This is a genomic window from Halogranum amylolyticum (assembly GCF_900110465.1).
Taxonomy (GTDB): domain Archaea; phylum Halobacteriota; class Halobacteria; order Halobacteriales; family Haloferacaceae; genus Halogranum; species Halogranum amylolyticum.
In genome coordinates this window covers 71,854-85,853 of sequence record NZ_FODV01000002.1, presented here as the reverse complement: position 1 = coordinate 85,853, position 14,000 = coordinate 71,854, and the positions used below count along the sequence as shown (strand labels likewise).

Genomic DNA, 14,000 nt, shown 5'->3' with positions numbered 1-14,000 from the left:
GTCGACGAGCGACGGCGACGGCTCTCTCGTCGAACGTGTCGGGCAGAAGTAAACAACACTGCAGAAGACGTTCCTGATCGCTCGACCTTACCGTTCGACGGCACTGGCCGCGCGAACGATCCGTTCCTCGCCGAACTTCGGACCGATGAGCTGCAGTCCGACCGGGAGTCCCTCGGTCTCGCCTGCGGGGACCGAGATGGCGGGGAGGTTCGCGAGGTTTACCGGGACGGTGTTGGCGTCGGCGAGATACATCTGCAGCGGGTCGTCGAGACTCTCGCCGAGTTCGAACGGCGGCACCGGCATCGTCGGCGAGGCGAGCACGTCGACGTCGGCGAACGCCTCGTCGAAGTCCTGTTTCACCCACGCGCGTGCGTCCTGGGCCTTCGCGTAGTACTTGTCGTGGTAGCCTGCAGAGAGCGCGTAGGTCCCGAGGAGGACGCGACGCTTGACCTCCGCACCGAACCCCTCCTCGCGGGCGTCAGCGAACGACTCGTTCCAGTTGCCCTCGTAGCCGCCGGACTTCCCGTAGCGTACGCCGTCGAAGCGGGCGAGGTTCGAGGACGCCTCCGACATCGCGACGACGTAGTACGCCTGTACCGCGTGTTCGACAGAGGGGAGCGAGACCTCCTCGTACTCGGCGCCCTGCGCCTCGAGGTCGTCGATGGCGTCCCAGAACGTCTCGACGACGCCCTCGTCGGCACCGTCGAGCAGTTCGGTCGGGACGCCGACGGTCAGGTCGTCGACGTCGCCGTCGGCGGCGCTGGCGTAGTCCGAGTCGGCTCCCTCCTCGCGGGTCGTCCCGTCGCGCCCGTCCGGCCCGGCGATGACGTCGAGCAGTTGGGCGGCCTCCTCGACGGTGGGCGCGATCGGGCCGATCTGTTCGAGCGAGTTGGCGTACGCGACGAGGCCGTACCGGGAGACGAGCCCATAGGTCGGTTTGATGCCGACGACGCCACAGAACGCGGCCGGACAGCGGACGGAGCCGCCCGTGTCGGAGCCGAGTGCGAGGTCGGCCTCGCCGGCGGCGACGGCCGCCGCACTGCCACCGGAGGAGCCGCCGGGGACGCGCGACTCGTCGACCGGGTTCTTCGTCGGGCCGTAGGCGGACGTCTCCGTCGTCGTCCCCATCCCGAACTCGTCCATGTTGGCCTTACCGGCGATGGCGGCGCCGGCCTCCTTCAGGCGTTCGACGACCGTCGCGTCGTAGGGTGGGACGTAGTCCTCCAGCATCGCAGAGCCGCAGGTCGTCCGGAGCCCCTTCGTGCTGATGTTGTCCTTGACGGCGACCGACTTGCCGGCGAGCGGTCCGTCGCCCTCGCCGTCGATAGTCTCCTCGGTGATGAAGGCGTTCAGACCGCTCATGACACCCGCGGCCCCTTGAAGAAGCCGTCCTCCGTCTCGGCTGCATTCGCGAGCGCCTCCTCCTGTGAGAGCCCCTCGTGGACCTCGTCGGGACGCATCACGTTCACGAGGTCGGACTCGCGGTCGACCTCCGGTACCTCGTCGAGCGCGTCGAAATACTCCAGAATGTCGGCGAACTGCGTGGCGAACTCTTCGACTTCCTCGTCGTCGAGGTTCACCCGCGCCAGCTCGGCGACGTGACGCACCTCGGCTGCGTCAACGCGGGATTGGGTCATACTTCGAGGGTGCCACGGGCCGGGAGTAAGGGTTTCGGTGCGGCGCCGCGACGCCCACCAGCCACGCGCTCATCCCGCTCGTCGCCGACGCCGCTTCCGTGTCGTTCCGCTGTCGCCCCGAGACCGAGATCAGGCGACGACGCGGCTCCGCACTGCCCTCCACGGGATTGTTTCACACGATTGGTCACCAGACTTAAGTTGCTCAGAGCCCAACAGATGATTGCATCGAACCAGAGAGACCCTTCTCTCCCACCCCATCCCACAATGACTGAAAGTGTCCGAAGTTACACGGGCCAGCGTGCCCGTTCGCGTGAGGAAGAGACAGAGTCCGAGTCCGACCCCTCGGAAGAGCTACGCTGCCCGGAGTGCGGAGGACAGCTGAACGCAGACACGTCGAACGGTGAGACGGTCTGTCAGGACTGTGGCCTTGTCGTCGACGAGGACGAGATCGACCACGGTCCCGAGTGGCGGGCGTTCGACTCCAAAGAGAAAGACCAGAAGTCCCGCGTCGGTGCCCCGACCACCAACATGATGCACGACAAGGGGCTGTCGACGAACATCGGCTGGCAGGACAAAGACGCCTACGGCAACTCGCTGTCCAGTCGTCAGCGCGAGAAGATGCAGCGACTGCGGACGTGGAACGAGCGGTTCCGCACCCGCGACTCCAAGGAGCGTAACCTCAAGCAGGCGCTCGGCGAGATCGAGCGGATGGGGTCGGCGCTGGGTCTGCCGGAGAACGTCCGCGAGACGGCGTCGGTCATCTACCGTCGCGCGCTGAGCGACGACCTGCTCCCGGGCCGCTCCATCGAGGGCGTCGCGACGAGTTCCCTCTACGCAGCAGCGCGACAGGCTGGGACGCCTCGCTCGCTCGACGAGATCACGAGCGTCTCCCGCGTCGACAAAGACGAGATCGCCCGGACGTACCGCTACGTCGTCCGCGAACTCAAACTGGAGATCCAGCCCGCAGACCCCGGCAGCTACGTACCGCGGTTCGCGAGCGACCTCGAACTCTCCGACGAGTCCGAACGACGCGCCCGCCAGCTGCTGAAGAACGCCAAAGAGGAGGGCGTCCACAGCGGGAAGTCGCCGGTCGGGCTCGCCGCGGCCGCCGTCTACGCCGCCTCGCTCTTGACCAACGAGAAGGTCACACAGAGCGAGGTCTCGGACGTCGCTAACATCAGCGAAGTCACCATCCGCAACCGGTATCACGAACTGCTCGAAGCCGAAGAGCAGGTTCAGATGCCCTGAGCGGAGCCGGGTCTCTTCTCCACGCGACACTCTCCGGGCACTGTCTTTTCGCCGTTCGTCCGAGTGAGTCTCCCATCGCGAGTCGGAATCTGCAAGTCCTCTCCGGCGGGAGAGGCCGGTATGGAGACGACGCGTCACTTCACTGCGACCGTGTACATCGTCAACGACGGTGCGACCGCGCTCCACCACCACCGCCGACTCGACATCCGCGTCCCACCCGGCGGTCACGTCGACCGCGACGAACTGCCGCACGAGGCCGGCCTCCGTGAGGTTCGCGAGGAGACCGGTCTCGACGCGACGCTGGTCGCCGACGTCGCCGACGTCGACGCCCCCGCCGGCGAACCGCTCCCCCAACCGGCGCACATGATGCTCTACGACATCAACGTCCACGGGGACGGGACGGTCGGCCACCAACACGTCGACCACGTCTACTTCGCCCACGTCGACGGCCGCGAGATCGACCCCGACGGCGACGACGAGGTCGAGTCGGAGATCTGGGACTGGTACGGCGTCGACGAGCTCCGTGCCAGCGACGTCGACCCCGACACAGTGCAGATCGGCGTCGAGGCTATCGAGACGGTCGGAGAACGGTACGGCTAGCGGATAGCTGTAACTTCAAGTGCGAGAGCGAAGCCAGAGCGGCCGTGCGCTGACGAGCGACCGCGTGGCGACGCCGCGACCGTGCGACACACCGCCACGCGTCTAGGTCTACCGCGTGTCGCCTGCTCGCTACCTTCTTACTCCTCGCAGAGCGAGCGGACGTACTGGCCGACGTGGTCGTCCATCCGTCGTTTGAACCCGTCCTGTCGCGCGAGTCGGTCCAGTTCCCGTGCGGCGTAGGTTCCGTACTGGACCGCCTTCTTCTCCGCCGTCCGAACCGACTCCGGAAGTACGTCTGTCGCGGCCCGTCGGAGCGCGACTTTCCGTTCGTCCGCCGTGGCCAGCAACTCCGCTGGAAGTCGAAGCGCGGCGTCGACGACGCGGTCGTGCAACAGTGGCGCGACCGGTTCGACGCCGGCTGCTCGCAACGCGAGGACGTCACGCTCCAGCTGGTCCGGGAGCGTCGCGATCACCTCGCGCGTCGCTCCGCGAACCGTGTCGGCGTCGACGCGATGGTCGGCGGCGGGGTCGACCACCTTCGAGTAGCCGCCGAACAGCTCGTCGGCACCCTGTCCGACGGCGAGTCGGTCGTAGCCGTCGGTCGCCGCCCGCTCCGCAGTGAGATACAGTGGAAGAGCTATCTGGATATCCATCGGGTTATCTCGCCCGATAGCCGAGACCAGCTTCGGCACCGCACGCTTCAGATCCGCGTGTGTAAACTCGACGACGTGCAGGTCGCGGTCCATCGCGTCGGCCGCTGCGATCGCGGCGGCGACGTCGTGGCTCCCCTCGAAGCCGGCGACGTAGAGCGGTGCGTCGGGGACACCCGCGGCGACGAGTCCGGAGTCGAGTCCGCCGGAGAACGCGACCGCGAGGCCGTCGTCGTCGACGTCGCGAACGCTCGCTAACACGGCGTCGCGGACCGCGTCGACCGCGACGTCGGCGTCAGCGACGGGTGGGTCGGGGAGCCGCCACACCACTTCGTCGCCGTTGCTGTCTCGGGCGACACCCGCCGGAACGCGCCGTGGATCGTCGAGGTCGGTCCGGTCGACGCTCCAGCGACGGTGGTCGCCGCGTTCGGAGAAGAGCGGTTGCCGGCCGAGCACGTCGCGGACGAGGCAGCCGTCGACCTCGCCCGCGAACCCCGCCGTCCCTGGCAGCGGGTCGCCGGCGTCGAGCGCGTCGCGGACGAACGACTCATCTGCACCGCGCATCACAGCAGGTCGATGATGCCGTGTTTCATCCGCCGCTTCGCGCCGCCAGCGGCCTGTCGGAAACTGATGTGCCACGGCGTGCGCGATCCGACGTAGCTGGTGCGTCCTTCGACGATGGCGTCGAGGATCGCCTCCGCGCTACGTTCGTCGACGGCGACTTCCGTGATCGCCTGCCCGACCATCTCGCTGATGTGCGCGTCGCTGCCGGCGGTCATCGGCAGCCCTCGATCGGCCGCGAACCGCTCGGCTTTCCGGTTCGCGAGTCCGGTCAGGAGCCGGGAGTTGTACACTTCGATAGCGTCGGCGTTCGCCAACTGTTCGCGGGTGACGTGCGGGGCGACGCCGTGGCGTGACTTCTGAAAGGGATGGGGGATGACTGCGACGCCGCCCTGCTCGCGGATTCGATCGAGCGTCTCGTCGAACGACAGGCCCGCGGGGACGGGGTCGTCGATGCCGAACGCGAGGACGTGTCCCGCGGCGCTCGTAACCTCCATCCCGGAGATGCCGACGAGTCCGTACTCGGGCGCTCGCTCGACGGCTTCGAGGCTGGCGTCGAGTTCGTCGTGGTCGGTGATGGCGATGGCGTCGAGATCCACTGCGGCCGCTTGTTCCAGCAGTAGATCGACCGGGTCTCGCCCGTCGTACGACAGCGACGAGTGCGTGTGCAGCTCGACCGATAACACGGACGTTCGTTGGCACCACCCGTAAAAAAGCTCCGCGGTCCGACCGTCTCTCACGTCAGCCGACTGGCGGGAGTCGCCGACTCGATCCCTTACGACGAGTGCAGCGACGTACCGAGCGGCTTATTTTTTGGCGACGACGCTCGGGACGACGATGAGGATCGTCAGGACGGCTGCGGCGGCGACGCCGATCCCGTAGAGTACCATCGGACTACCGAACCCACCGTGCTGGAACTCCGCGAGCAAATCCGGTGCGATGATGCCGAGTCCGACGACGGCCAACAGGACGCCGAGTCCACCCCAGACGAGTGATTCGTTCATTGGTGAACTCTGAAACGACCGACCGTGTTATGTGTACCGGATTGGGTCAGTGGCACACGCCGGCGCCCCGAGCTTCCCGTCTCGAGACGCCACGACCCCCGAGTCGCTGGTAGAGACGCGGCCGTGTTGGCGGCGTGTGCGCCTCGTACCGTGATTATTGTGCACGCATGTGCATATAGAAAAGCATTAACGGCCCCTCTTTCAACAGGAAGGTGAATGAGCCTACCCGACACGGATCACGACCTCATCCGGGACGAACTCGGTCGGGACCCGACGCCCGCCGAGGGTGCGCTGTTCGAGAACCTCTGGAGCGAACACTGCGCGTACCGCTCCTCGCGCCCGCTGCTCTCGGCGTTCGACTCCGAGAGCGACCAGGTCGTCGTCGGTCCGGGAGACGACGCCGCGGTCGTCGCCGTCCCGCTCTACGAGGGCGACGACGAGACCTACGTCACGTTCGGCATCGAGAGCCACAACCACCCCTCCTACGTCGATCCGTTCGACGGCGCGGCGACGGGCGTCGGCGGCATCGTCCGCGACACGCTCTCGATGGGTGCGTACCCCATCGCACTCGCAGATTCACTGTATTTCGGCGACTTCGATCGCGAACACTCGCGCTACCTCTTCGAGGGTGTCGTCGAGGGAATCAGCCACTACGGCAACTGTATCGGCGTTCCCACGGTCGCCGGCAGCGTCGACTTCCACGAGGGGTACGTCGGTAACCCACTCGTCAACGTCGCCTGCGTCGGCCTGACCACCCCCGATCGTCTCGTCACCGCCGAAGCGCAGGAGGCCGGCAACAAACTCGTCCTCGTCGGCAACGCCACCGGCCGCGACGGGCTCGGCGGCGCCTCCTTCGCGAGCGAGGACCTCGCCGAAGACGCCGAGACCGAAGACCGCCCGGCCGTCCAGGTCGGCGATCCGTACACGGAGAAACTACTCATCGAAGCCAACGAGGACCTCGTCGACGAGAGACTGATCCGCTCGGCGCGCGACCTCGGTGCGGCGGGGCTGGGCGGTGCCTCCAGCGAACTCGTCGCCAAGGGCGGGTTCGGCGCCGAGATCGACCTCGACCGCGTCCACCAGCGCGAACCCGAGATGTCGGCGCTCGAGATCCTGCTCGCGGAGTCCCAAGAGCGGATGTGCTACGAGGTCGCGCCGGAGGACGTCGACCGCGTCGCCGAGATCGCCGAGAAGTACGACCTCGGCTGTTCGGTCATCGGCGAGGTCGCCGAGGGCAACTACGTCTGCACGTTCGACGGCGAGGTCGTCGTCGACGTTCCTCCCGAGTTCCTCGCCGACGGCGCGCCGATGAACGATCTCGACGCGGTGAGTCCGGAGCCGCAGGAGCGTAACCTTCCGGAAGCCGGTCTCACGGAGGCGTTCGAGGCCGTCGTCGGCAGTCCGACCACGGCGAGCAAGCGCTGGGTCTATCGCCAGTACGACCACGAGGTCGGCGTCCGGACCAGCGTCGGGCCGGGCGACGACGCGGCCATCGTCGCCCTCCGCGAGGCGGGGACGGGTCTCGCGCTCTCTTCCGGCGCGAACCCCAACTGGACGAGCGCGAGCCCCTACGAGGGTGCTCGCGCGGTCGCACTGGAGAACGCCACCAACCTCGCGGCGAAGGGGGCGACGCCGCTCGCCGCGGTCGACTGTCTCAACGGAGGCAACCCCGAGAAACCCGACGTCTACGGCGGGTTCAAAGGGATCGTGGACGGACTGGCCGACATGTGCCGAAGCCTCTCGACTCCCGTCGTCGGCGGCAACGTCTCGCTCTACAACGACTCCGTCTCCGGGCCGATCCCGCCGACGCCGACGCTGGCGATGCTCGGCACGAAGGCGGGCTACGACGCCCCGCCCGCCGCGTTCGCGGGCGAGGGGACGCTGTTGCTCGTCGGCGAGTCGGGCGGGTCGCTCGGCGGGTCGGAGTATCTCGCTCAGATGGGCGGCACCGACCGCTTCCCGGCGCTACCGGCGAACCCCGGAGAACTCGTCTCGGCGCTCGCGACTGTCGCCGACGACGAGTCGACGCTCGCCGTCCACGACGTGAGCCACGGCGGCCTCGCCGTGTCGCTGGCCGAGATGGTCACCGACACCGCCGGTGCCGACGTCGAACTGGCGGACGTCGTCGCGCTGTTCGACGAGACGCCCGGTCGCGCGGTCGTCGAGACGACGAACCCCGAGGCCGTCTACGCGGCGTTCGAGGGCGTCGCACCCGTCACCGAACTCGGGTCGGCGACGACCGACGGGACGCTCTCGCTCTCGGTCGGCGACGACGAACTCGCCTACGACGTCGACGCGATCGCCGACCTGCGGGACGTCATCGAGCGCGAGCTGGAGTAGCGCCACGACGAGTCCGTTCTCGCTTCTCCGGCACCGTGGCTCCGGCGTCGAGTGCGAGGCTGGAAAATCGAACGGAGGGGTGTCTCAGCCCAGAAGTAGCGGGACGCCGAACACGACGACGAGGCCGACGAGCGTCACGGCGACGCCCGTGCCGACCTGGCTCATCGAGAACTCCTGCATCGGGGACGTGACGCGGCCCGCTTCGTTTCCGCCGTGATCGTGGCTGTCGTATTCCTCGGTGTGGTCGCTCATATCTCACCGTGAGTTTCGCCGCTACTAAAATACAACTATACCATCGGCGTGTGAGCACCAGCTATGGACAGCGCAGACATCGACCGCCAGTGGTGGAAAGAGGCGGTCGTCTATCAGATCTACCCGCGCAGTTTCAACGACACCGACGGCGACGGCGTCGGCGATATCCCCGGCATCGTCGAACGCCTCGACTATCTCGAAGAACTCGGCGTCGACGTCGTCTGGCTCAACCCCGTCTACGAGTCGCCGAACGCCGACAACGGCTACGACATCGCCGACTACCAGTCGATCATGGACGAGTTCGGGACGATGGCCGACTGGGAGGAGCTGCTGGACGGACTCCACGACAGGGGGATCAAGCTCATCATGGACCTCGTGGTCAACCACACCTCCGACGAGCACGAGTGGTTCGTGAAGTCCCGCGCGGGCGAGGAAGACTACCGCGACTACTACTTCTGGCGACAGGGCCGAACCGACGTCGACGGTTGGACCGGCCACCAGGGCCCCGAAGGCGAAGCCCCGCCGAACGACTGGGGGTCCTTCTTCGGCGGCCCCGCCTGGGCCTACGACGAGGAGGTCGGCGAGTGGTACATGCATCTCTTCGACGTGAAACAGCCGGATCTCAACTGGGAGAACGAGGAGGTTCGGGAGGAAGTGTTCGACATGATGGAGTGGTGGCTGGAGAAGGGGATCGACGGCTTCCGGATGGACGTCATCAACCTCATCTCGAAGCCGCCGAGCGTCACCGACAACGACCCGCCGACTCCCGACGGGTTCGACGCGACGTTCGACGGGCCGAAGATCCACGAGTACGTCGGCGAGATGGGCGACCGCGTCCTCTCCGAGGACCTGCTCTCGGTCGGCGAGATGGTCGGCGACGTGTCGATGGACGACGCCCAGCAGTACGTCGGCCGCGACGGCGACGGCCTCAGCATGCTCTTTCACTTCGATCACGTCCTGCTCGATCGCGGTGGCGACATCTGGGAGTACCACGGCTACGATCTGACCGACCTGAAAGATATCTTCCGTCACTGGCAGAAGGGGCTGGAGGGCGAGGGGTGGAACAGCAACTACCTCAACAACCACGATCAACCCCGGATGGTCTCCCGGTACGGTGACGACAGAGAGTACCGCGTCGAGTCGGCGAAACTGCTCGGGACGCTGCTGCATACTCTTCACGGGACGCCGTACGTCTACCAGGGAGAGGAACTCGGGATGACCAACTACCCCTTCGAGAGCCTCGACGACTTCGAGGACGTCGACACGCTCAACCCGGTCCGGAACGCCATCGAGGAGGGTGTCGTCGACAGCTTCGAGTCGGTTCGCGACTCGGTCGCCATGCTGAGCCGCGACAACGCGCGGACGCCGATGCAGTGGACCGACGAGGAACACGCCGGCTTTACCGACGGCGAACCGTGGCTCGACGTGAACCCCAACCACGAGGAGATCAACGTCGAGGCCGCCCGTGAAGACGAGAACTCGGTGTTCCACTACTACCGCGACCTCATCGACCTCCGCGGCGACTACGACGTCCTCGTCTACGGCAGCTACGACGACCTCTGGCCGAGTCACACCGACCTGTGGGCGTACACGCGGACGCTCGACGACGAGCGGCTGCTCGTCGTGTTGAACTTCACGAGCGAAGAACAGCAGTTCCGACTCCCGCGTGAGGACGAGACGCACTCGACGGCCGACTACACCGACGAACTACCGCTGCACGCCGGTGAGATCGACGCTCTCGACACCGAACTGCTCATCGCCAACTACGACGACGTCGGCACGGATCCGACGGCGTTCGACCTCCGCCCGTGGGAGGCGCGAGTCTACCGGTTGTCCTGAGACTTTCGTCCTCACAACTCTGTTTCTCACTGTCATACGTTTAACGAACCGATGAATCAAAGGATACCCAGCGGCGAGTATCGCTAATGACCGGGCCAGACATCGACCGACAGTGGTGGAAGGAAGCTGTCATCTATCAGGTCTATCCGCGGAGCTTCAACGATACGGACGGAAACGGCGTCGGGGATCTTCCCGGCGTCGTCGAGAAGATGGACTATCTCGACGATCTCGGCGTCGACGTCGTCTGGCTCAACCCCGTCTACGAGTCTCCCGGTGCCGACAACGGCTACGACATCGCCGACTACCGCGCCATCGACGACGAGTTCGGGTCGATGAGCGACTGGGAGGAGCTGCTGGAGGGACTGCATGACCGCGACATCAAACTCATCATGGATCTCGTGGTCAACCACACCTCGGACGAACACGAATGGTTCCAGGAGTCCCGGAAGTCGAAAGACAACGAGTATCGCGACTACTACATCTGGCGCGAAGGCCGAAAGGTCGACCGTGAGGGCGGCCCGTACGGACCGAGCGGCGAGGCACCGCCGAACAACTGGGAGTCGTTCTTCGGCGGTCCCGCCTGGAGCTACGACGAGGAGACCGGCGAGTGGTATCTCCACATCTTCGACCAGAAACAGCCGGATCTCAACTGGGAGAACCCGGCGGTCCGCGAAGAGATCTACGACATGATGGAGTGGTGGCTGGAGAAGGGGATCGACGGCTTCCGGATGGACGTCATCAACCTCCTGTCGAAGCCCGAGGGGCTGCCGGACAGCGACGACGAGGACGCGCTCGTCGTCGGTGCCGACCACTTCATGAACGGCCCGCACATCCACGACTACCTCTCGGAGATGCACGAGAAGGTCATCGAGAAGTACGACGCGGTGACGGTCGGCGAGATGGCGGCGATCGACGCCGAACAGGCGCGATCGTACGCCGAAGACGGGATGTCGATGGCGTTCACCTTCGACCACCTGCGACTCGACTTCGGCCCGAACGGTCGGTGGAGCCACGGGACGTTCGGTCTCCCGGAGCTGAAGCGGGCGATGAGCTACTGGCAGGAGGGGCTCGGCGACCAGGGGTGGAACGCGATCTTCTTCGGCAACCACGACGAGCCGCGCATCCTCTCGCGATTCGGCAACGACGGCGTCTACCGCGCCGAGTCGGCGAAACTGCTCGGGACGCTGCTCATGACACTGCAGGGGACGCCGTACGTCTTCCAGGGCGACGAACTCGGGATGACGAACTACCCCTTCGAGAGTCTCGACGAGGTGCGCGACGTCGACACGCTGAAGAACGTCCGTCTGGCCCGCGAGGACGGTCGGTTCTCCGACGAGGCCGAGCTGCTGGACGTCGTCCGACGTCGCAGTCGCGACAACGCGCGGACGCCGATGCAGTGGAACACCGACGAGTACGCCGGCTTCACCGACGGCGAGCCGTGGATCCCGGTCAACCCGAACTACGAGGTGGTCAACGTCGAGGCCGAACGCGACGACTACGACTCGGTGTGGCACTACTACCGAGGGCTGGTCGATCTCCGACACGACTGCGAGGTGCTCGTCTACGGCGACTACGACCTGTTCTTCCCGGACCACGATGATCTGTGGGTGTTCACGCGTACTCTCGGCGACGAACAGGCGCTCGTCGCACTCAACGTGTCGGACACGTCGACGCAGTTCGAACCGCCGGCGTCGGTCGCCGGTGCCGACGCCGACCTGCTCGCCGCCAACTACGACGACATCGACGACGTCGACAGCGTCGACCCGACCGACCTCCAGCCGTGGGAGGCGCGGGTGTACAAGTTGGCGTAAACGTACGAGTTGGCGTAAACGTACGAGTTGGCGTAAACGTACGAGTTGGCGTAAACGTACGAGTTGGCGTAAACGTCTCCGCTCCGCCGTCGTTCTCGCGGGGATCGATTGCTGCCGCCGACGTAGAAGCCTTCGAGACGAACGACTATGTGGACTCTGTGCTATACCGTTTGCGCATTCGCGTGGGGACGAGACCCACGATTGTAGCTTGACGGTTCCGAGACGGCCAAGTAGATTATACTCGTCGAGAACGGTCATTCCGATGCGACCCAACGACGTACACGGACGACGGGTCGCACGTCAGAGGTACTCATCCCATCCCATCCCATCCCATCCCATCCCATCCCATCCCATCCCATCGACGGGTGATGCGAGGCAGACTCCCGTCCCGTCGGTGACTCGTCGTCGGCGGTCCCCCGACCGGACGACGGCACCGACCTCACGTCAGGCAGTGCACGCATCACCCTCCAAAACGTCACCTCCGGGCAAGCGGAGACGTGCGGCTGCCTGACACTCCCGTTCTATCGACCCTCGAGGCGCGGCTTCGTCCGACGGTCGGACGCGAACTCGACCTGCCGTAGTCGAAACCGTCAAACCCGCAACTGACGAAGCCTCACTCACTCAAATGCTGACGAAGCGCATCATCCCCTGTATCGACGTCGACTTAGACGAGGACGGCAACCCCGCGGTCTACACCGGTGTCAACTTCGAGGACCTGCAGTACACCGGCGACCCCGTCGAGATGGCCAAACGGTACAACGAGGCCGGGGCCGACGAGTTCGTCTTCCTCGACATCACTGCCTCCGCGGAGGGGCGGGCGACGATGCTCGATACGGTCTCGCGGGTCGCAGACGAGGTGTTCATCCCGCTGACCGTCGGCGGCGGCATCCGCACGAAGGAGGACATCAAGGAGACGCTCCGCGCCGGTGCGGACAAGGTCTCTATCAACACCGCCGCGCTCCAGCGCCCCGAGCTCGTCGAGGAGGGCGCGAAGGCGTTCGGTAACCAGTGTATCGTCATCTCGGTCGACGCCCGCCGTCGCTTCGACGAGAAGGGCGAGTTCTACGCCGACGTCGACGGCGAGTCCTGCTGGTTCGAGTGTACGATCAAGGGCGGCCGCGAGGGGACCGGAATCGACGTCGTCGAGTGGGCCCGCGAGGCCGAGTCCCGCGGCGCGGGCGAACTGTTCGTCAACTCCATCGACGCCGACGGGACGAAAGACGGCTACGACATCCCGCTCACGAAGGCCGTCTGTGACGACGTTTCGACGCCCGTCATCGCTTCCTCGGGCTGTGGCGGCCCCGAGGACATGTACGAGGTGTTCACCGAAGCCGGCGCGGACGCCGGTCTCGCGGCCTCCATCTTCCACTTCGACGAGTACTCGATCCAGGACGTCAAGGAGTACTTGGACGAGCGTGACGTTCCGGTTCGGCTGTAGCCGAGCGCCGAACGCCTCACCGCCGAACGTTCAAGCTACTCGCCGCCGTACGCCACAGTCGATGACCACACCCAAGGGCTGGCGGGACGATCTGGAGCGCCACCGCGCCGACAAAGACGAGTTCTTCCGCGATCATCCGCAGTCGCCGCTCCCGGCCGACCAGCGCGATGGGTTCGAGGGGCTGTCGTACTTCGACCCGGACCCCGACTACCGCTTCGAGGTCGAGATCCGAGAACACGAGACGAAAGAGACGATTACCGTCGCGACGACGACCGAGGGCGAACGCGAGTACGTCGAGTGGGGCGAGTTCGGCTTCACCGTCGACGGCGACGACTGCACGCTGCAGGTCTACAGCCGCGGCGCGGACGACGAGGGGTTCTGGCTCCCGTTCCGCGACGAGACCAGCGGCGAGGAGACGTACGGGGCGGGTCGCTATCTCGAACTCGACGCCGACGACCGAACCGCCGAGGGGCGGTGGGTCGTCGACTTCAACCGCGCGTACAGCCCCTTCTGTGCCTACAACGAGGCCTACGAGTGTCCGCTCGTCCCGATGGCCAACTGGCTCGACGTCGAGATCCGCGCGGGCGAGAAGACGTACGAACCGCCGACGAACTGAGCCC

The 14,000-nt window shown here is 66.0% G+C and carries 13 protein-coding genes; 7 read left to right on the top strand and 6 right to left on the bottom strand.

Annotated features, from left to right (window positions below):
* Window positions 1-87: 87 nt before the first annotated feature.
* Window positions 88-1,362, bottom strand: a complete 1,275-nt coding sequence (gene gatA, locus BSG17_RS03625; protein WP_089821137.1) for an Asp-tRNA(Asn)/Glu-tRNA(Gln) amidotransferase subunit GatA — start codon at window positions 1,360-1,362, stop codon at window positions 88-90.
* Entirely contained in the window at window positions 1,359-1,637 is a 279-nt protein-coding gene (gatC, locus tag BSG17_RS03620; protein ID WP_089821136.1) for an Asp-tRNA(Asn)/Glu-tRNA(Gln) amidotransferase subunit GatC, read from the bottom strand. The genes gatA and gatC overlap by 4 nt, the downstream gene beginning before the upstream one ends.
* 264 nt (window positions 1,638-1,901) lie before the next feature.
* On the opposite strand from gatC, the gene BSG17_RS03615 reads away from it, so the two are divergent.
* Together BSG17_RS03615 and BSG17_RS03610 are read left to right on the top strand one after the other, a co-directional pair.
* On the top strand, window positions 1,902-2,885 hold the full coding sequence (locus BSG17_RS03615; RefSeq protein ID WP_089821134.1) for a transcription initiation factor IIB: 984 nt from the start codon (window positions 1,902-1,904) through the stop codon (window positions 2,883-2,885).
* Window positions 2,886-3,005: 120 nt separating this feature from the next.
* Complete coding sequence (locus BSG17_RS03610; RefSeq protein ID WP_089821132.1) at window positions 3,006-3,485, top strand: NUDIX hydrolase; 480 nt, start codon at window positions 3,006-3,008, stop codon at window positions 3,483-3,485.
* 137 nt (window positions 3,486-3,622) lie between these two features.
* Here BSG17_RS03610 and BSG17_RS03605 read toward each other — a convergent pair whose 3' ends face one another.
* The 3 genes from BSG17_RS03605 to BSG17_RS03595 all read right to left on the bottom strand — a co-directional run bounded on the left by BSG17_RS03605 (window position 3,623) and on the right by BSG17_RS03595 (window position 5,700).
* The gene (locus BSG17_RS03605; RefSeq protein ID WP_089821130.1) at window positions 3,623-4,699 is read right to left on the bottom strand and encodes an asparagine synthase C-terminal domain-containing protein; all 1,077 of its coding nucleotides are present in this window, start codon (window positions 4,697-4,699) and stop codon (window positions 3,623-3,625) included.
* Window positions 4,699-5,382: a PHP domain-containing protein gene (locus tag BSG17_RS03600; RefSeq protein ID WP_089821128.1), complete on the bottom strand. Its 684-nt coding sequence runs from the start codon at window positions 5,380-5,382 to the stop codon at window positions 4,699-4,701. The genes BSG17_RS03605 and BSG17_RS03600 overlap by 1 nt, the downstream gene beginning before the upstream one ends.
* 120 nt (window positions 5,383-5,502) lie before the next feature.
* Window positions 5,503-5,700, bottom strand: a complete 198-nt coding sequence (locus BSG17_RS03595) for a hypothetical protein (protein ID WP_089821125.1) — start codon at window positions 5,698-5,700, stop codon at window positions 5,503-5,505.
* 216 nt (window positions 5,701-5,916) lie between these two features.
* Between BSG17_RS03595 and purL the strand changes: the two genes are divergently transcribed.
* Window positions 5,917-8,040, top strand: coding sequence for a phosphoribosylformylglycinamidine synthase subunit PurL (purL, locus tag BSG17_RS03590; RefSeq protein WP_089821123.1), 2,124 nt, complete (start codon window positions 5,917-5,919; stop codon window positions 8,038-8,040).
* Window positions 8,041-8,124: 84 nt separating this feature from the next.
* Here the strand turns inward: purL and BSG17_RS26730 are convergent, their stop codons facing one another.
* Window positions 8,125-8,292, bottom strand: a complete 168-nt coding sequence (locus tag BSG17_RS26730; RefSeq protein WP_170864700.1) for a DUF7550 family protein — start codon at window positions 8,290-8,292, stop codon at window positions 8,125-8,127.
* A 63-nt stretch (window positions 8,293-8,355) separates the two neighbouring features.
* On the opposite strand from BSG17_RS26730, the gene BSG17_RS03585 reads away from it, so the two are divergent.
* The 4 genes from BSG17_RS03585 to BSG17_RS03570 all read left to right on the top strand — a co-directional run bounded on the left by BSG17_RS03585 (window position 8,356) and on the right by BSG17_RS03570 (window position 13,996).
* Window positions 8,356-10,131: a glycoside hydrolase family 13 protein gene (locus tag BSG17_RS03585; RefSeq protein WP_089821121.1), complete on the top strand. Its 1,776-nt coding sequence runs from the start codon at window positions 8,356-8,358 to the stop codon at window positions 10,129-10,131.
* Window positions 10,132-10,217: 86 nt separating this feature from the next.
* The gene (locus tag BSG17_RS03580) at window positions 10,218-11,942 is read left to right on the top strand and encodes a glycoside hydrolase family 13 protein (RefSeq protein WP_089821120.1); all 1,725 of its coding nucleotides are present in this window, start codon (window positions 10,218-10,220) and stop codon (window positions 11,940-11,942) included.
* A 625-nt stretch (window positions 11,943-12,567) separates the two neighbouring features.
* Window positions 12,568-13,380, top strand: coding sequence for an imidazole glycerol phosphate synthase subunit HisF (hisF, locus tag BSG17_RS03575; RefSeq protein WP_089821118.1), 813 nt, complete (start codon window positions 12,568-12,570; stop codon window positions 13,378-13,380).
* 61 nt (window positions 13,381-13,441) lie between these two features.
* The gene (locus tag BSG17_RS03570; protein WP_089821116.1) at window positions 13,442-13,996 is read left to right on the top strand and encodes a DUF1684 domain-containing protein; all 555 of its coding nucleotides are present in this window, start codon (window positions 13,442-13,444) and stop codon (window positions 13,994-13,996) included.
* Window positions 13,997-14,000: the final 4 nt, after the last annotated feature.